Below are 17,314 nucleotides of genomic sequence, written 5' to 3' on the forward strand. Positions count from 1 at the left end.
ATTTTATATCCGTGGTCTTCAGGTGAAGGTTAGAACCCGTGACTGGCAAAAGGTTTACCGATTTCGAGCTATTTTGCCATAGTTTAAGGCCCAGCAAAACCTTGCTTTGCCATATCGTAAGGGCAGGGCGGCTTATTTTTTTCGCGCACGCGGGTGCGCTGCATCATAAATCTTGCTCAGGTGCTGAAAGTCGAGGTGGGTATATACCTGCGTGGTACTGATGTTGGCATGGCCCAACATTTCTTGCACAGCGCGCAAGTCACCACTACTTTGTAACACATGGCTGGCGAAGCTGTGGCGCAACATGTGCGGGTGTACATGATTATGCAGGCCTTGCTTGATTGCCCAGTCATTCACGCGCATCTGTATGGTCCGCCCGTTGATACGCCGGCCTTGCTGGCTGATAAACACCGCTGTTTCGGCAGGGCGTTTAATTAGCCATAGTGGCCGCACACTAAGCCACGCATGTAGAGCGGAAATAGCTTTGCTCCCCAAGGGTACCATGCGGGTTTTGCTGCCTTTACCAATCACAGTAACAACACCTTCTTGCAAATCCAGACGCTCAATATCCAGACCAACCACCTCGCTTAAGCGTAATCCGGAAGAATAAAACAACTCCAGTATGGCACGGTCGCGGACCACAATCGGGCTATCTCCCTCCAGTTCCACCAGCTTGTTGGTTTGCTCAATGGAGAGGGCATGCGGCAGCGTTTTGGGTGACTTTGGCGCGCGCAGGCCAATCACCGGATTGGATGGAAATTGATGATGTAACACGAGATAGTGGAAGAATCCGCGCCAGCTGGAGAGGGTGCGGGCGATACTGCGGCCACTCAATCCTTGACTGTGCAAACTGGCAATATTGCGCCGTATATGTTGCGGAGTCAGTGTTTTCAGGTCTTGCGCATGCTGCTTGAGTAACAGAGCGATATCTCGCTGGTAATTGTTACGGGTGTTTTCGCTCAAGCCGCGTTCAAAGTGCAGAAAGTCTAGGTAATCATCCAGTAGTTCATGCATGACAATACCTGATAGTGACTGGTTTTACGCTGACAATTGACGCCGCAGGTAGATCCCTCTTGGCGGAAACCTCAGCGGGGGCTTTCATATGATGTATCTGGCAAGCGAGGCGCTGACCAGCTCCCCGATCCTATTCAAAAACAGGGTGCCCATACCGGCATAAAAGCGGCTGCGTTGCTCGCTGGGGATTGCCAGCAAGCCAAATGTCACCTCGTTGTAGCGCATGGGAATCACTGCCAGTGAAGCCGGTGACTCGGTAAACCAGCCTGCAATGTCCATGGTCGGCAAGGTGCCGCAATAGGGCTGGCTTAAATCCTTGGCCCAGTTTTTCAGGGAGTCTTCAGCCGCGATAAAAATGTCATCAGCGCCATGACTTTCGTTTTCCCAAAGTCTGAGTCTGGCACCGGGCAGTTGGAAGTGGCTGGCCAGAAACTCTACCAGGTGCGCATGCAATGCCGGAACGTCTTTGGCAAACAACAGGCCCAGGGTTAATTCATGTACTTTGTTAGCGGTGGATTCATTTTCTTCAGCGGTCAGGATCAGCTCAGTAAAGCGTGATTCCAGCACGCGGATTTTATCGCGCTGGGCAATTTGCTGGCGTTCTGCCAGTGAAATGGTGCCTTTGCCATGCGGGCTGGGTAAAAACAACTCTGCCAGCAAGTGCGCGTGACTTTCAAAAAAGTCCGGATGCGCCTTCAGGTAATGCTTGATATCGTTTTCGTTAATACTGTCTTCCATCATGCTTCTGTCATTTCTTAAATTTCAATGTCGCCTTCAAATACGATGTTTGCCGGACCTGTCATCATGACCGGATGCTGGCCGCCATCCCATTTGATGGTCAGTATGCCGCCGCGTGTATGCACTTTTACAGGGCTTTGCAACGTGCCCAGCTGAATGCCACTGACTGCCGCTGCGCAAGCACCGGTGCCACAGGCCAAAGTTTCACCGCTGCCGCGTTCGTAGACACGCAGGTTGATCTCGTGCTCATTCAATACCTGCATAAAGCCGGCATTCACGCGTTGCGGAAAGCGCGGGTGAGATTCAATCTGTGGGCCAAGGGATGCCACTTCAGCAGTATGTACGTTATCCACCAGCATCACCGCATGCGGATTGCCCATAGAGACGGCGCTGATGGTGACTGTGTCATCCTCTAGTGGTAACTCGTAAGCAGTCGCTTGTGCGTCTGCCTCGAAAGGAATCAGTGCCGGAGCAAATCTTGGCGCGCCCATGTTCACGGTGACCTGGCCGTCATCCTGCAGGGTCAGTGTTAGATGACCACTGGCTGTTTCCACCTTGATTTCGCGTTTGTCTGTCAGACCTTTATCCACCACAAACCTGACAAAGCAACGTGCGCCATTGCCACATTGTTCCACTTCGCTGCCATCGGCATTAAAAATACGGTAGCGGAAATCAACGCCGGGCGTGTCTGTGTTTTCGACCATCAATAGTTGGTCACAACCGACCCCAAAATAGCGGTTCGCAATGTGCTGGATCTGCGTGTGGGATAAGTGTACAGGCGCTTGTGTCGCATCAATAACCACAAAGTCGTTGCCTGCGCCCTGCATTTTGGTGAATCTTAGTTTCATGGCTTGAAATGATACTCTAACAACCCCTGCAATGGCAGCTTGCGCGCAACATTTATTCCGTTTGGCGGGCAAACTCGGGTAGAATCTCCGTTCATTTTAGGTACCGGCTTCAGCCTTTAGTCGGTGTCATTAATCAACCACTTACTTTTCAAGGCGTCAAACATGAGTGAATATCTTTTTACTTCGGAATCCGTTTCCGAAGGCCATCCCGATAAACTGGCTGATCAGGTTTCTGACAGCATTCTGGATGCAATTCTTGAACAAGACCCAACCGCCCGCGTCGCGGCTGAAACATTGGCCAACACCGGCCTGATCGTGCTGGCAGGTGAAATCACCACCACCGCTAATGTGGACTACATCAAAGTAGCGCGTGATGCGGTGAAGCGTATTGGCTATGACAATACTGATTACGGCATTGACTATAAAGGGTGTGCGGTACTCGTTGCTTACGACAAACAGTCTCCTGATATTGCCCAAGGCGTAGATAACGCCAATGATTATCCACTGGATCAGGGGGCGGGCGACCAGGGCCTGATGTTTGGCTATGCCGTGAATGAAACTCCCCAACTGATGCCATTGCCGATCTGGCTCAGCCATCGCGTGATGGAACGCCAGTCACAACTGCGTAAAGATGGCCGTTTGCCATGGCTGCGTCCGGATGCCAAATCACAAGTGACCATTCAGTATGTCGATGGCAAACCACACAAAATCGATACGGTGCTGGTGTCCACACAACATGCGCCGGAGATGACGCTGGAAGCGATCCGCGAAGCGGTGATTGAGGAAATCATCAAGCCAACCTTGCCGGCCGAGCTGATCAAGGGTGAGATTAAGTACCTGGTCAACCCGACCGGACGATTTGTGATTGGTGGTCCGCAAGGCGATTGCGGCCTGACTGGCCGTAAAATTATTGTAGATACCTATGGCGGCGCAGCGCCTCACGGTGGTGGTGCTTTCTCCGGTAAAGACCCTTCCAAGGTTGACCGTTCAGCTGCATATGCAGGCCGTTACGTGGCCAAAAACATTGTCGCTGCCGGCCTGGCAGACAAATGCCTGGTGCAGGTGAGTTATGCGATTGGTGTCGCGCAGCCGACATCCATCATGGTAGAGACCTATGGTACCGGCAAAATCTCTGATGAGCGATTGACGCAACTGGTGCGTGAGCACTTCGACCTGCGTCCAAAAGGCATTGTGAAAATGCTGGATCTGTTACGTCCGATTTATAGCAAAACCGCCGCTTACGGCCACTTTGGACGTGATGAACCCGAGTTCACCTGGGAAGCCACTGATAAAGCTGCCTTACTACGGGCCGCCGCCGGGTTGTGATGCCGAAAATACATTGATACAAAAGGTAATTTCAAAGAGGGCTTTAGCCCTCTTTTTTTTCGATTTCTTGTCGATATCAAGCGTAAGATGCTGAGAAGAGTCAAGAGTCAAACGCCGACCGTATGTTAAAAACGATCACTATTAACCAGGTAAGAATCGGGATGTATATCCATGAACTGAAAGGTCCGTGGATGGAGCATCCCTTTTGGCGTACCAAGTTTGTGCTCAAGGATGAAGCTGACCTGCTGAAACTGAAAGGCAGTGCACTCAAGCAGGTGGTGATTGATATCAAGCGTGGCCTGGATGTGCTGCCCGAACCAGCACCAGTGCAACCAGTAAAAGATGAGGCTGTACTGCTGGAAGAAAACCTGGCCCTTGAGCAAGCAGCGCAGCAGGTCAGACAGGTGCCGCTGGATGTAGAGCACCGGCAGGCCGCCAAGATCATCCAGTCTTCCCGCCGCCAAATCATGTCCATGTTTAAAGATTTACGCATGGGTAAAGTGATTGAGGCTGAAGACGTGATGCCGTTAGTCGACGAAATTTCTGCCTCGGTCAATCGTAATACCCATGCACTGATCAGCCTGGTACGCCTGAAAACGGCAGATGACTATACCTACCTGCATTCCATTGCTGTCAGTGCACTGATGACTAGTCTTGCCAAAGAACTCAAATTGTCGGAAACAGAAGTGAAGCAGGCCGGGTTGGCAGGGTTAATGCATGATATGGGCAAGGCAGAAGTGCCGTTAAAGATTTTAAACAAACCCGGTTCGTTAACCGACAATGAATTCAGCGTCATCCGCCAGCATCCGCAAAATGGTTACGACCTGTTGATGAGGGCCAATATTACCGATCCGGTGACATTGGATGTCTGTCTGCATCACCATGAAAAAATGGATGGCAGTGGCTACCCTGGTCATCTATCCGGCGACGATATCAGTATTTATGCCAAGATGGGCGCTGTCTGTGATGTATATGATGCCATCACTTCTGCCCGCGCGTACAAACCCGCCTGGGAGCCCGGCATCGCCCTTAAACGCATGGCCTCCTGGAACGGGCATTTTGACCCGGTGGTGCTTGAAGCCTTTATCAAAAGCATGGGTATTTACCCGATAGGTACGCTGGTGATGCTGAAATCCGGCCGCCTCGCTGTGGTCGTACGCCAATCGACAGAAAGCTTGTTAAAACCGGTGGTCAAGGCTTTCTTCTCTACCAAGTCGCTAGTGCATATACCGGTGGAAGAAATGGATTTATCCAAACGCGGTGCTGATGAGATTATCAGCAATGAATCTGCCGTGAGCTGGGGAATAGGCAATATCGAGCATCTTTGGGCGACTCATTGATTGAGTCCGGTGAGCTTATCATTTGACTCATAACATTGGCTGGACTGAGGTATAACCTTTACTAGTCACTGTAATTCCATATAACCAAAAATCCACGGGCTGGCGATTGTCTGGGCTGCAGCGGCCGGTAGCTTGCTCTGCTAAAACATTCGTTAACTGACCTTCTCCAGGCAACTGCGTTGCTGCCACAAAGCGATTTATCCACCTGATCCAACCGCCTTCCATGATAAGTTTACGGATTGTTATTGCCGTAAAAATCATTCACGTAAAACTAAATTTCAAAAGCGCTTTTAGCCCTCTTCTTTTTGAATTTTTTCCGGTTAACAAACGTTAAGCTATCTACAATCAAAAGGGGTGGATTGTGTGATGCTTAAGACCATTTTAATGAAAGATGTACGGATGGGAATGTATATCCATGCGTTGAAAGGCGCATGGATAGATCACCCTTTCTGGCGCACACATTTTGTGCTGAAAGATCCGGCAGACCTGAAAAAACTTCAGGACAGCCCGGTGTCCGAAGTTGTCATCGACGTGAGCTTGGGGCTGGATGCAGCAGCAGAAACTAACCAGCCGCAGGTTAAATCTGCAATTCCAGGCAATAAAATTCTTGAGCGGCGGGCCTCTTCAAGCAAATTAAAACAAGTGACGTTTGAGGAAGAGAAAGCCAAGGCAGCAAAAATTATTGCGTCTTCGCGTAGTGAAATCGAATCAATGTTTTCAGACTTGCGCATGGGTAAAGCGATTGCAGTTAACGGCGTGCTGCCTATCGTTGAAGAAATTTCGGCTTCCGTTACCCGCAATATGCATGCACTGGTCAGTCTGGTGCGCCTGAAGACAATCGATGATTGTACTTACATGCATTCCATCGCTGTTTGCGCGCTGATGACCACCCTTGCCCGGGCGCTGGAGTTGTCTGAGGCTGAGGTGAAGCAGGCTGGCCTGGCGGGCTTAATGCATGATGTCGGCAAGGCCGGGATTCCCTTGGATATCCTGAATAAACCAGGCCCTTTGACTGAGCAGGAGTTTGAGGTGGTGCGCGATCATCCCAGGCTTGGATTTGATATGTTGGCACAAGCCAATATTATTGACCCGGTGACGCTGGATGTCTGCCTGCATCATCATGAAAAAGTGGATGGCAGCGGATACCCTGAAAGGCTGGTGAATGATCAAATCAGCCTGTTTGCCAAAATGGGCGCGGTGTGCGATGTGTATGATGCAGTGACTTCGACACGCCCATACAAACCTGCCTGGGAACCAGGTATCGCGCTTAAACGGATGGCCGGTTGGCAAGGCCACTTCGATATGGATATTTTCAAAGCGTTTGTTAAAAGCCTGGGTATTTACCCAGTAGGAACGGTAGTGATCTTGAAGTCGGGACATCTGGCAGTGGTCGTACGCCAGACACCAGGAAGCCTGTTGAAACCTGTCGTTAAAGCATTCTTCTCGACCAAGTCCAAACTGTATATCCCGGTCGTCGAACTGGATTTATCTAAAGGGTTAGATGAAATTGTCGGTAACGAATCTGCGGAAACCTGGGGACTGGGTAACGTAGACCACTTATGGGCGATTCCTACCAAATAAAAAAGGAGCCCAGGCTCCTTTTTTAATGATTCATAGTTCTTTATTTCACTTATCTTTTGTTGTACTAGTCAGCTGTTTTCTTCGCTCGCTTGGCAGCGGGTTTGGCTGCTGGCGCTTTCCTGGTAGCTGCTTTTTTAGCGGGTGCTTTTGCGGTTGACGTTTTCGCCGCTGGTGCTTTTTTGGCCGCTGTTTTCCTGCCCGCAGTTTTGCCACCGCCCTTGGCAGCTTTCTCCGTCAGTAATTCGAGTGCTTGTTCTATGGTCAACTCTTCCGGCGTCACGCTTTTCGGCAAGGTTGCGCGTATGCCGTCGTGCTGTACATAAGGTCCAAAGCGGCCGGAAAATACTTCTACCCTGCCTTCGCCGGAAGGGTGTGCACCCAAGTCGGCTAATACGGTAGGACCGCTGGCCGCCGCTAACAGTGTAACTGCGCCTTCAAGGTTGATGCCAAAAACGCTTTCGGTTTTAGGGATGGATTTAAACTTGCCGTCATGATTCACATACGGTCCAAAGCGGCCAATGTTAGCAATGATTTTCTTGCCAGTTTCCGGATGCGACCCCAGGTCACGCGGCAAACTTAGTAGCATGGTTGCCGTATCGATATTGACCTGGCTTAGCGGAATTTCTTTAGGAATGCTCACGCGTTTAGGTTTTTTCTTCTCGCCTTCCACTGGCAAGCCTACCTGCAGATAAGGGCCATATGGACCATTCATCAGGTAAATATCTTTGCTGGTTTCAGCATCCTGCCCTATCACCACCGGTTCGCTGGCGGCATTGGCTTCGCCATCTATACTGCGCTTGTAATCACATTTCGGTGTGGCGTTGTAGCCGGTACAGCCGATAAAACTGCCATAGCGGCTGAGTTGTTTTTGCAACTGGCGGCCGCATTTCGGGCATTGCTCATCGATTAATTCGTTACCAGGGCGTTCAACATCCGCCTTTCCCAGGATCTGCTGGTTAAAACCCTGCCAGAATTTATCCATGACCGGTATCCAGTCCAGGTTGCCTTCGGCGATTTCATCCAGCTCGTTTTCGAGTTTGGCGGTAAAGTCGTAATCGACGTATTGGGTGAAATGCTCGGTCAGGAATTTGTTGACCACGCGACCAACGTCAGTTGGCGTAAAGCGTTTTTTATCCAGGATCACGTATTCGCGGTCTTGCAAGGTCGAGATGATGCTGGCGTAAGTGGAAGGGCGGCCAATGCCATACTCTTCAAGTGCTTTCACCAGGCTGGCTTCTGAATAGCGGGGTGGTGGTTCGGTAAAGTGTTGTTCACCAAAGATTTTTTCTACGGCCAGGACTTCGCCGGTTTCCAGGTGCGGCAATTTTGCTTCTGCGTCTTCGTCGTCCTTGTCGTCATCCTTGCCTTCCATATACACCGCAATAAAGCCAGGGAAGATCAATGTCTGGCCACTGGCGCGGAACAGAGTCGCATCGCTGCCGACTGCCAGGTCAACGCTGACGGCATCATATTTGGCCTGGGTCATCTGGCATGCCAGCGTACGTTTCCAGATCATTTCATACAATTTGAATTGTTCGTCGTTCAGGTACTGACGCACACTGGCGGGGCTGCGGGTAATGTCAGTAGGGCGGATCGCCTCATGCGCCTCTTGCGCATTTTTAGCCTTGGTTTTGTACATGATAGGAGATTTTGGCAGGTAGTCTGCATCAAAATTCTTTTTAACGTACTCACGAATTTGCATCACCGCTTCAGCCGCCAGGCTGAAAGAGTCAGTACGCATATAGGTAATCAAACCAACTGTGCCGCTGCCCACATCCATACCTTCATATAGTTGCTGGGCTACGCGCATAGCGCGGCTGGTAGTAAAGCCTAATTTACGCACGGCTTCTTGTTGCAGTGTGGACGTAGTGAAAGGGGCGGCTGGACTGCGGCTGCGTTGTTTCTTCTCGACCCGCGTCACTGTTGTTTTGCCGGCAGAGGCTAACAGTAGTTTGCCTACGATATCCGCCTGCTGGTCGTGCTGGGTGACTGTGAATTGTTCAACTTTCTGACCGTTGAGTTGTACCAGTTTGGCATCAAACCCGTGCGCATGTTTGAGCGCACTCATATGGATGCTCCAGTATTCCTGGCTGGTAAAGGCCTCGATCTGCAATTCACGTTCGACAATCAGGCGCAGTGCCGGGCTTTGCACGCGGCCGGCAGACAAACCACGACGGATTTTTTTCCACAACAAAGGCGATAGATTAAAGCCGACCAAGTAATCCAGCGCACGGCGTGCCTGCTGCGCATTCACCAGGTCCATTGAAATATCACGCGGATGATCAATCGCATATTTCACGGCCGTTTGCGTGATCTCGTTAAACTCGACACGTTTGACCAGCTTGTTCTTGATCAGATTCTTTTCCGCCAGGATCTCTGCAATATGCCAGGAGATGGCCTCGCCTTCACGGTCCGGGTCGGTTGCCAGGTAAATGCTATCAGCATTTTTTACCGCTTTGGCAATCGCATCTACGTGTTTGCTGTTGCGATCAATGATGTCGTATTTCATCGCAAATTGCTGTGTGGGATCCACAGCCCCGTTTTTCGGGATCAGGTCGCGCACATGCCCGTATGAAGCCAATACTTTAAATTCGCCACCCAGATATTTTTCGAGTGTCTTGGCTTTTGACGGGGATTCAACGATAAGCAGTTTTGACATTAGGTGGTGTATATAAGAGTTGGCTAGATAATAGCAAGCGTTCCAGCGGATAGACAACCACTCCTTGTGGAAAGTCCATATTTTTTAAATCTTTCCCGGCATGTAGGGTGTTTATTCTTCAATGGCGACTGAAATGGGGAACGGTTTGCGCGCAAATTCAATACGCTTGTCATCCTGAGTCGCAATCGTAAGCGCCATCTCGCTGGCCGCAAATTTTTCCTGCTCAAACTTTTGATGATCAAACATAGGGTCTTCATCATCTTCTTTGGACTGGCTCAAATGTTTGAAATCATACAAATCAAAGTCGGCCAGATGCGAAGGTTCTACATTGCCGATCGCGCGGAAAATATTGTTGATGCGCCCAGGCTGCTCGCGTTCCCAGTTATTCAGCATGTCCTTGATTTTTTGCCGTTGCAGGTTTTCCTGGCTACCACACAAATCGCACGGAATAATCGGGAACTGCATGCCACGGGCATAGGCTGCAATATCTTTTTCGGCACAATAGGCCAGCGGACGGATCACCATAAACTCGCCGCGGTTGGTGGCGAGTTTTGGCGGCATCGCTTTCATCTTTGCGCCATAAAACATATTCAGAAACAAGGTCTGCACAATGTCATCCCTGTGATGGCCAAGCGCAATCTTGGTAGCACCCAGTTGCTGCGCAGTAGTGTAGATGATGCCACGACGCAAACGTGAGCACAGGCTGCAAGTGGTTTTACCTTCGGGGATTTTCTCTTTCACAATAGAGTAAGTGTCCGCTTCGACAATACGGAAATCCACACCCAGTTTCTCAAAATAGGCCGGTAAAATATCTGCCGGAAAACCTGGTTGCTTCTGGTCCAGGTTCATCGCAATCAATTTAAAATTGATTGGCGCACGTTCTTGCAAAGCCAGCAAAATCATCAGCATGGCATGGCTGTCTTTACCGCCACTCATGCATACCAGCACGGTGTCACCGTCTTCGATCATGTTGTAATCGCCAATGGCCTTACCGGTGGCACTGATCAACTGATTGCGCAGTTTCAGGAAGTTTTGGCTAACGCCCTCAGGATAGTGTTTGATCTTCATAGGCGCGCATTATATCGGAAAGCGTTGTAAAGTCACGCTAAGTCTTTGATTATTCTGGTTGATTTTAATCTCCCAATTCTGCATTTTGAATTTGGCTGAAGACAGGCCGAAATTTATTCGCATTCATTTGGCTGTGAAATGACTTGCGATAGTCCTGTATTAAATACTTAGGTGACGGCCACCATCCACAGCCAGCACATGGCCTGTCACGAACGGCGCATCATAAATCAGGAATTTCACTGCTTTGGCAATATCTGACGGTTCTCCGGTACGTTTAAGCAGTGTCTGGTTAATGACCTGCTGGCGATAGACTTCATCGAATTCCTGATTGTCATCCGGCCACAGCACTGGCCCCGGCGCCACCGCGTTTACCCTAACCCTGGGCGCAAGCTCCTGCGCCAGTGATTTTGTCAGGCTGACCAAGCCTGCTTTAGCGGCGCTATAAACAATGTAATTCTTTTTTGGGCGCTCGATGTGCATATCGGTAATGTTGACGATACAGCCTTCACTCGCCTGCAAGGCATCGGCCGCCGCCTGACTCAGAAATAGAGGTGCCTTGAGATTGCTGCCCATCAGGTCTTCCCATTGTTCGATACGAATACTTCCCAGCTCGGTGGGGTAGTAGCTGGATGCATTGTTGATAAGTGCATCTAATCGACCAAACTCTTGCAGTGTTTTTTCAACCAGCACAGGCAAACCGGCAGTTTCCAGCAGATCGCCTTGCTGGATGACCACACTGTCCGGGCGTTCGGCATTCAGCTCGGCTTGCAGAGCCAGCGCTTCGCTAGCGCTGGTGTGGTAGTGCAGCATAATGTTGGCGCCCTGGCGATGCAGTTCGCGCGTAATGGCAGCACCCACACGTTTAGCTCCCCCGGTAATCAATACGACCTTGCTGACTTGCTGAACTGCAGGATTTGAATTCACGTTGCACTCTTTATTCTAGACTGGCCCCATTATAATGGCTGAATGACTGCTCAAACCATTTCATCACGATTGCCTGCGCTGGATGCGTCGGCGCAAAAACATGGCGAAGCTGTGGTCGCACATATCCGGCAGCAGATACAACTTCAGGGCGGCTGGATATCATTTGCAGATTATATGCACATGGCGCTGTATACGCCCCACCTTGGCTATTACAGCGGTGACGCCAATAAGTTCGGCCATAGCGGCGATTTTGTCACGGCACCGGAGATTTCCCCGCTGTTTTCACAGGCAGTGGCAAATCAGGTTAGCCAGGTGCTCAGCCAGACGGGTGGAGATGTGCTGGAACTAGGTGCTGGTACCGGAAAACTGGCCCTTGGCATGTTGCAGCAATTAAGTGAGCTGGGGCAGTTGCCTGATCACTACTACATCCTGGATGTAAGTGCCAACTTGCGTGAGCGGCAGCAACAGCACTTGCAGACTTCATTGCCTGAATCCATATTTTCCCGCGTGCAGTGGTTGGATACGCTACCCGATAGGTTGACCGGGGTAGTCATTGGGAACGAAGTGCTGGATGCGACTCCGGTACATTTGCTTCATTGGCAGAACGGGCAATGGCTGGAGCGTGGGGTTGCATATGACCAGCGCTTTGATTGGCAAGACAGGCCGCTGCAAGACACATCGTTGATAGAAAATATTGATACGAGCCAGTTGCCGGACGACTACGTCACCGAAGTCTCTCCGGCAGGGCACGGCCTGATCGCCAGTTTGGCAGCCACCTTGAAGCAGGGCCTGATACTCATGCTTGATTATGGTTTTTCAGCACGTGAGTATTATCACCCGCAGCGTTGCCAGGGCACGGTGATGTGTCACTTTCAGCATTATGCGCATGATGATCCATTGATCTATCCCGGCTTGCAGGACATTACGGCCCATGTCAATTTCACTGCCATGGCGGAAACGGCATTGGCAAATGGGTTGAGTTGTGCAGGGTATACCTCGCAAGCAAAGTTTTTGATGAATTGTGGCATTTTGCAGATGCTGGAAGCAATTTCACCGGAAGAGAGTGCGCGCTATTTGCCGATGGTATCGGCAGTGCAAAAGTTGCTTTCTCCTGCGGAGATGGGGGAGTTGTTTAAGGTATTGGCGTTGAGTAAAGGGTTGGATCAACCATTGTTGGGATTTTTGCATGGGGATAAGCGGCATCAGTTGTGATGGGTGTTTCAGATCGCTTTAAAGCAAGACTCATCTGTTTGTCATTCCGGCGGAGGCCGGAATCCAGGCAAGGTTCATACTTAGCTTGTTTACAATAAATAACAAGTGTCGCACTTGCTGAAGGTTTTAATAGGTATTTTTTTGGATATGCGCCATTCTTTTTCGCCTAGGCGAAAAGTAACGTCCATTAAACCCGGCAAAAAATATATAACGTGTTACTAAGAATCTTCTGTAAAAAGAACTTTTCAGCCGTCCCAAATATAAGGGAATTACGTGCTCTAAAGTATAATGCGCCCCATGACTGAAATCGACCAAACCCCCGAATCTCCCGAAGCCCCTTACCAGCGCCGTATCCGTAGTTTTGTCTTACGCCAGGGGCGTCTGACCAAAGGGCAAGAGCGCGCCCTTGAAACCGGCTGGCCGCAATTTGGTATCGAATATGCCGAGCAATCATTAGATTTGGTAAATACTTTTGGGCGGAGTGAAAGCCCCAAGATTTTAGAAATCGGTTTCGGTATGGGCGATGCCACCGCAAAAATTGCGCAGACTTTACCTGGGAGCGATTTCCTTGCAGTGGAAGTGCACACGCCTGGCGTGGGTGGTTTGCTCAAGTTGATGCAGGAAGGCGAGATTTCTAATATCCGCATTCTGCAGCACGATGCGGTAGAGGTATTGCAGCACATGTTAGCTGAGGCTTCCCTCGATGGCGTACATATTTTCTTCCCTGATCCATGGCACAAAAAACGCCATCACAAACGCCGCTTGATACAAGCCGAGTTTGTGCAGCTGCTATGCTCAAAACTGAAAGCTGGCGCTTACATTCACGTAGCCACTGACTGGCAAGAATATGCTGAATGGGTCTTGGAAGTTTTACGGGCTGAACCACTATTGCAGAATACGGCGGTGGATTATGCTGAGAAACCAGCTTACAGACCACTAACCAAGTTTGAGAATCGTGGCCTGAAACTTGGCCATGGTGTGTGGGATTTGGTGTTTAAACGTATTGGTTAACATCAATAGTCAATGTTGGAAACTGCAGCTTCTAATCCGGTAAAGGTTGTTCTGCTGCGGGATCTGTTTCAGCAGTTAAAAACCATTCTCCCAGTACTTTCTCAGCTTCATCCACGCCTTGTTTTTTCAGGCTGGAAAATAATTGCACGCTGATTTCGTCACCCCAGGTGTCTTTCAGTTCCTTGCGCACTTTATTCAAGGTAATGGTTGATTCGCCGCGTGACAGTTTGTCACTCTTGGTCAGCAATACATGCACCGGTTTGCCGGTCGGGCAAAACCAGTCCAGCATTTGTTTATCCAGTGGCGTCAGTGGATGGCGGCTATCCATCACCAGTACAAGACCGGCCAGGCTTCTGCGTTCGCTCAGGTAACGGGAGAGTACATTTTGCCAGTGCGTGCGCATGGCTTCCGGCACCTTGGCATAGCCGTAGCCAGGTAAATCCACCAGGTGCTTGTCATCACCCAGCGTGAAAAAATTAATTAATTGTGTACGGCCAGGCTGTTTACTGACAAATGCCAGGCGATTGTGGTTGGCAAGTGTATTCAGCGCGCTGGATTTTCCGGCATTCGAACGTCCGGCAAAGGCGACTTCGATGCCGCTTGCAGGCGGCAGGTCGCGTAAGTGATGTGCCGAGATGTGAAAGCGGGCGTTTTGGAAAACTGGCATGGTGGGGTTGAGTTGCCTCAAGGTTTTATGGACTATTCAGCCATGAATGCTATCACGAACAGGGTTTGTTTGATAAAATGGCGCCAAATAAAATGTTGGGGCATTGAATTATGTTAAAGAGTTTTAAAGCAGGATTGTGTGCACTGTTGGCTATTGGTCTCACCATCGCCATTCAGCCCGCATTTGCTGAAGAGGCGGCTACTACCGAAGCTGCGCCTGAAGTGAATAGTCCGGATAAAGTGGTGCAGAATGTGTGTGCTGCCTGTCATGGCGCAGACGGCAATAGCGTGATTACGACCAATCCGAAACTGGCTGGTCAGCATCCCGAATATTTGTTGAAGCAATTATCTAATTTTAAAGATGGTTCGCGCGCTAACGCGGTGATGTCTGGTATGGCAAGTGCCTTGAGCCAGGAAGATATGGAAGGCATTGCGAAGTACTTCTCCAATCAAAGCATCAAGCTGGCTAAAGCGAAAGAAAACGGTAAAGGCTCTCTCGGTGAGAAAATTTACCGTGGCGGTATCGCGGCAAATAAAGTGCCAGCCTGCGCAGCCTGTCATGGGGTGACTGGTGCTGGTTTGCCTAAGCAGTTCCCTCGCCTGGCGGGGCAACATACCGATTACACTGTGCAGCAGCTACGTACTTTCCGTACCGGTGAGCGCGCCAATGCCCCGATGATGATGGCGATTGCTGCCAAAATGAGTGATGCTGAAATGCAGGCGGTAGCAGATTATATTCAAGGTCTGCGTTAATCTGTGCAAGATGGATAAAGGTGGCCACGGCCACCTTTTTTGCTAGATGTCTCCAGCTTGCGTTTTCCTGGGATTCCAGCTGCCATGCAACCTTTTATCGTGACTGTCGTCCACTAATGCGCATGCAACGTTGTACGTGTTATTTCCTCTGCTAATCATCTAAAGCCAAATCTGAAGAGAACATATTGAAAGCGCCCGTTCCTTTATCCCAGCGTATTTACGAACTGATGAGTTCGATGCGCTTTGCCGTGAGCTTGCTGACATTGCTTGGCGTGGCTTCAATCATTGGTACCGTTCTTAAGCAAAACGAACCTTACCAAAACTACATCATCAAGTTCGGCCAGTTCTGGTTTGAGCTGTTTGAGTTGCTGGGCCTGCTGGATGTTTACCATGCCGCCTGGTTTTTGCTGATTTTATTGTTTTTGGTGATCTCAACCGCGCTCTGTGTTTTCCGTAATACACCGGTAATGCTGAAAGAGTGGAAAACATACAAGGAAAACGCTACCGAGAAATCCTTGCGCTTGTTCAGCCACGAAACGAGTTTAAGTGTTGCGCAACCTGTTGCAGAGACGCAATCCAGACTAAGTGATTTTTTATCCGCTGAACGTTATACCTTCAAAATCAGGCAACAGGATAATGGCGATGTGCTGATGGCTGCCCGCCTGGGTACGCATCAGCGTCTGGGTTATATCTTTACGCATGCGGCAATTGTCGTGATTTGTTTTGGTGGCTTGCTGGATGGTAACTTGCCTTTAAAAGTGCAGGAGCTATTGGGATTCAAGAAAATTGAAACCCGTGACATAGCTTCACGAAAAGTGCCTAAAGAAAGCCGCCTTGGCACAAGTAATCTGTCATTTCGTGCCAATATGACCCTGCCGGAAGGAGAGCGCGACAATGTGGCTTTTGTGCGCGTGCGTGATGGTTACCTGGTGCAGGATCTGCCATTTACGGTAGCACTGAAGGATTTCCGCATCGAGCATTATCCTACCGGCATGCCGAAATCGTTCGAGAGCGATATAGTCATTACCGACCCGGTGTTGAACAAGCCGATTGAAGCGACTGTGCGAGTCAATCACCCGTATATCCATAAAGGTATTGCCATTTACCAGTCCGATTTCCAGGATGGCGGTTCGCAACTCAAATTCAAGCTATGGAATCTGGCGTCAGCCAATCAGGATAGTTTTGATGTGGATGGCGTGATACTGCAAAAAGGTTCGCTTGGAGAGGGGGCACAAAAGCTGAGCGTGGAATTCAACGAATTCCGCCAGTTTAATATCCTGAATTTATCCAAAGATGGTAAAGGCAAACCACATAATGTCGGGCCGAATACCACCTTAAAATTGCGTAATGCCAGCGGCCAGGCACGCGAGTATGTGAATTACATGCAACCATTGCAACTGGATGGCCGCGCTTATTTCGTGTCCGGCATGCGCGAGACGGTTCAAGATGAATTCAAGTATTTGCGCGTGCCGGCAGATGATGAACTTGAAATCACTGGCTTTATGGCTTTGCGTCAGACTATGCGTAATGAGCAGTCTATCCGTGACATCGCCAGCCAGGTGGCGAAGCAGATGCCGAGTGGCAATCCGCAGTTGAAAGTGCAGTTCGAGCAAAGCCTGCAGCAGTTATTGCTGACCTTCAAGCGCGGTGGCTACAGTGAACTTTCCAACATTATTGAAAAAGCCGTGCCGAAAGACCAGCGCGAGCAAGCTGCGCAAACTTACCTGAAATTATTGAATACCGCTGCGTTGCAGGCTTACCAGATCAGTCGTGCGCAGCGAAATCTGGCACCAGCACCGCAAGATCAGGCGACCGCCATATTTATTCAAGATAGTTTAAATGCCATGAATGACCTGTTTTTCTATGGCACACCTTATTATTTCCAGTTAAAAGATTACACGCTTAAACAGGCAAGTGGTTTCCAGCTGACACGTTCGCCAGGGCAAAATTGGGTATACCTGGGCTCTGTTATGCTGGTAGTGGGTATTTTTTCAATGTTTTATATCAGGGAACGCCGTGTCTGGTTACTAATCAAACCAGCACAGCAGGAAGTTTTGCTGGCAATGTCATCCAACCGTAAAAATATGGATCTGGACCAGGATTTTGCACGCATGCAACAGCAACTTACCAAGTTGTTGCACAACGGGCCGGCGGTTTAGCCGCTGGTTCGCACA

14 protein-coding genes are annotated in these 17,314 nt (G+C 49.9%); 7 read left to right on the forward strand and 7 right to left on the reverse strand.

The genetic code is table 11. The annotated features are described in order from the left end of the window. Window positions 1–132: 132 nt before the first annotated feature. The 3 genes from xerC to dapF form a co-directional block, all read right to left on the reverse strand. On the reverse strand, window positions 133–1,014 hold the full coding sequence (gene xerC / locus VK958_RS01200; RefSeq protein ID WP_325238430.1) for a tyrosine recombinase XerC: 882 nt from the start codon (window positions 1,012–1,014) through the stop codon (window positions 133–135). An 84-nt stretch (window positions 1,015–1,098) separates the two neighbouring features. Then, window positions 1,099–1,755: a DUF484 family protein gene (locus VK958_RS01205; RefSeq protein ID WP_325238431.1), complete on the reverse strand. Its 657-nt coding sequence runs from the start codon at window positions 1,753–1,755 to the stop codon at window positions 1,099–1,101. A gap of 14 nt (window positions 1,756–1,769) precedes the next feature. Beyond that, window positions 1,770–2,600, reverse strand: coding sequence for a diaminopimelate epimerase (dapF, locus tag VK958_RS01210; RefSeq protein ID WP_325238432.1), 831 nt, complete (start codon window positions 2,598–2,600; stop codon window positions 1,770–1,772). Window positions 2,601–2,762: 162 nt separating this feature from the next. Here dapF and metK point away from each other — a divergent pair, with 162 nt between their 5' ends. The 3 genes from metK to VK958_RS01225 all read left to right on the forward strand — a co-directional run bounded on the left by metK (window position 2,763) and on the right by VK958_RS01225 (window position 6,847). Then, the gene (gene metK, locus VK958_RS01215) at window positions 2,763–3,926 is read left to right on the forward strand and encodes a methionine adenosyltransferase (RefSeq protein WP_325238433.1); all 1,164 of its coding nucleotides are present in this window, start codon (window positions 2,763–2,765) and stop codon (window positions 3,924–3,926) included. A 122-nt stretch (window positions 3,927–4,048) separates the two neighbouring features. Further along, the gene (locus tag VK958_RS01220) at window positions 4,049–5,266 is read left to right on the forward strand and encodes an HD-GYP domain-containing protein (RefSeq protein ID WP_325238434.1); all 1,218 of its coding nucleotides are present in this window, start codon (window positions 4,049–4,051) and stop codon (window positions 5,264–5,266) included. Between the two features lie 366 nt (window positions 5,267–5,632). Beyond that, window positions 5,633–6,847: a cyclic di-GMP phosphodiesterase gene (locus tag VK958_RS01225; RefSeq protein ID WP_325238435.1), complete on the forward strand. Its 1,215-nt coding sequence runs from the start codon at window positions 5,633–5,635 to the stop codon at window positions 6,845–6,847. 64 nt (window positions 6,848–6,911) lie between these two features. Here VK958_RS01225 and topA read toward each other — a convergent pair whose 3' ends face one another. The 3 genes from topA to VK958_RS01240 all read right to left on the reverse strand — a co-directional run bounded on the left by topA (window position 6,912) and on the right by VK958_RS01240 (window position 11,498). After that, entirely contained in the window at window positions 6,912–9,506 is a 2,595-nt protein-coding gene (topA, locus tag VK958_RS01230; protein ID WP_325238436.1) for a type I DNA topoisomerase, read from the reverse strand. A gap of 111 nt (window positions 9,507–9,617) precedes the next feature. Continuing rightward, a complete protein-coding gene (gene ttcA, locus VK958_RS01235; protein WP_325238437.1) occupies window positions 9,618–10,574 on the reverse strand; it encodes a tRNA 2-thiocytidine(32) synthetase TtcA in 957 nt (318 codons plus the stop codon). 159 nt (window positions 10,575–10,733) lie between these two features. Continuing rightward, on the reverse strand, window positions 10,734–11,498 hold the full coding sequence (locus VK958_RS01240) for a pteridine reductase (protein ID WP_325238438.1): 765 nt from the start codon (window positions 11,496–11,498) through the stop codon (window positions 10,734–10,736). A gap of 42 nt (window positions 11,499–11,540) precedes the next feature. Between VK958_RS01240 and VK958_RS01245 the strand changes: the two genes are divergently transcribed. Then, entirely contained in the window at window positions 11,541–12,710 is a 1,170-nt protein-coding gene (locus VK958_RS01245; RefSeq protein ID WP_325238439.1) for a class I SAM-dependent methyltransferase, read from the forward strand. Window positions 12,711–13,007: 297 nt separating this feature from the next. Further along, window positions 13,008–13,721 (forward strand): tRNA (guanosine(46)-N7)-methyltransferase TrmB, encoded by a 714-nt coding sequence (trmB, locus tag VK958_RS01250; RefSeq protein ID WP_325238440.1) that lies wholly within the window; start codon window positions 13,008–13,010, stop codon window positions 13,719–13,721. A gap of 31 nt (window positions 13,722–13,752) precedes the next feature. On the opposite strand, the gene yihA is transcribed toward trmB, so the two are convergent. Then, window positions 13,753–14,388: a ribosome biogenesis GTP-binding protein YihA/YsxC gene (yihA, locus tag VK958_RS01255; protein ID WP_325238441.1), complete on the reverse strand. Its 636-nt coding sequence runs from the start codon at window positions 14,386–14,388 to the stop codon at window positions 13,753–13,755. Window positions 14,389–14,498: 110 nt separating this feature from the next. On the opposite strand from yihA, the gene VK958_RS01260 reads away from it, so the two are divergent. Together VK958_RS01260 and VK958_RS01265 are read left to right on the forward strand one after the other, a co-directional pair. Beyond that, window positions 14,499–15,140, forward strand: coding sequence for a c-type cytochrome (locus VK958_RS01260; protein WP_325238442.1), 642 nt, complete (start codon window positions 14,499–14,501; stop codon window positions 15,138–15,140). A 236-nt stretch (window positions 15,141–15,376) separates the two neighbouring features. Further along, entirely contained in the window at window positions 15,377–17,299 is a 1,923-nt protein-coding gene (locus VK958_RS01265; protein WP_325238473.1) for a cytochrome c biogenesis protein ResB, read from the forward strand. Window positions 17,300–17,314: the final 15 nt, after the last annotated feature.

Source organism: Methylophilus sp. (assembly GCF_035460085.1).
Classification (GTDB): Bacteria; Pseudomonadota; Gammaproteobacteria; order Burkholderiales; family Methylophilaceae; genus Methylophilus.

Bases quoted from the DNA above. Each gene is read 5' to 3' on its own strand.
- xerC (WP_325238430.1), bottom strand. From the start codon at position 1,014: ATGCATGAACTACTGGATGATTACCTAGACTTTCTGCACTTTGAACGC.
- VK958_RS01205 (WP_325238431.1), bottom strand. From the start codon at position 1,755: ATGATGGAAGACAGTATTAACGAAAACGATATCAAGCATTACCTGAAG.
- dapF (WP_325238432.1), bottom strand. From the start codon at position 2,600: ATGAAACTAAGATTCACCAAAATGCAGGGCGCAGGCAACGACTTTGTG.
- metK (WP_325238433.1), top strand. From the start codon at position 2,763: ATGAGTGAATATCTTTTTACTTCGGAATCCGTTTCCGAAGGCCATCCC.
- VK958_RS01220 (WP_325238434.1), top strand. From the start codon at position 4,049: ATGTTAAAAACGATCACTATTAACCAGGTAAGAATCGGGATGTATATC.
- VK958_RS01225 (WP_325238435.1), top strand. From the start codon at position 5,633: ATGCTTAAGACCATTTTAATGAAAGATGTACGGATGGGAATGTATATC.
- topA (WP_325238436.1), bottom strand. From the start codon at position 9,506: ATGTCAAAACTGCTTATCGTTGAATCCCCGTCAAAAGCCAAGACACTC.
- ttcA (WP_325238437.1), bottom strand. From the start codon at position 10,574: ATGAAGATCAAACACTATCCTGAGGGCGTTAGCCAAAACTTCCTGAAA.
- VK958_RS01245 (WP_325238439.1), top strand. From the start codon at position 11,541: ATGACTGCTCAAACCATTTCATCACGATTGCCTGCGCTGGATGCGTCG.
- trmB (WP_325238440.1), top strand. From the start codon at position 13,008: ATGACTGAAATCGACCAAACCCCCGAATCTCCCGAAGCCCCTTACCAG.
- yihA (WP_325238441.1), bottom strand. From the start codon at position 14,388: ATGCCAGTTTTCCAAAACGCCCGCTTTCACATCTCGGCACATCACTTA.
- VK958_RS01260 (WP_325238442.1), top strand. From the start codon at position 14,499: ATGTTAAAGAGTTTTAAAGCAGGATTGTGTGCACTGTTGGCTATTGGT.
- VK958_RS01265 (WP_325238473.1), top strand. From the start codon at position 15,377: ATGCGCTTTGCCGTGAGCTTGCTGACATTGCTTGGCGTGGCTTCAATC.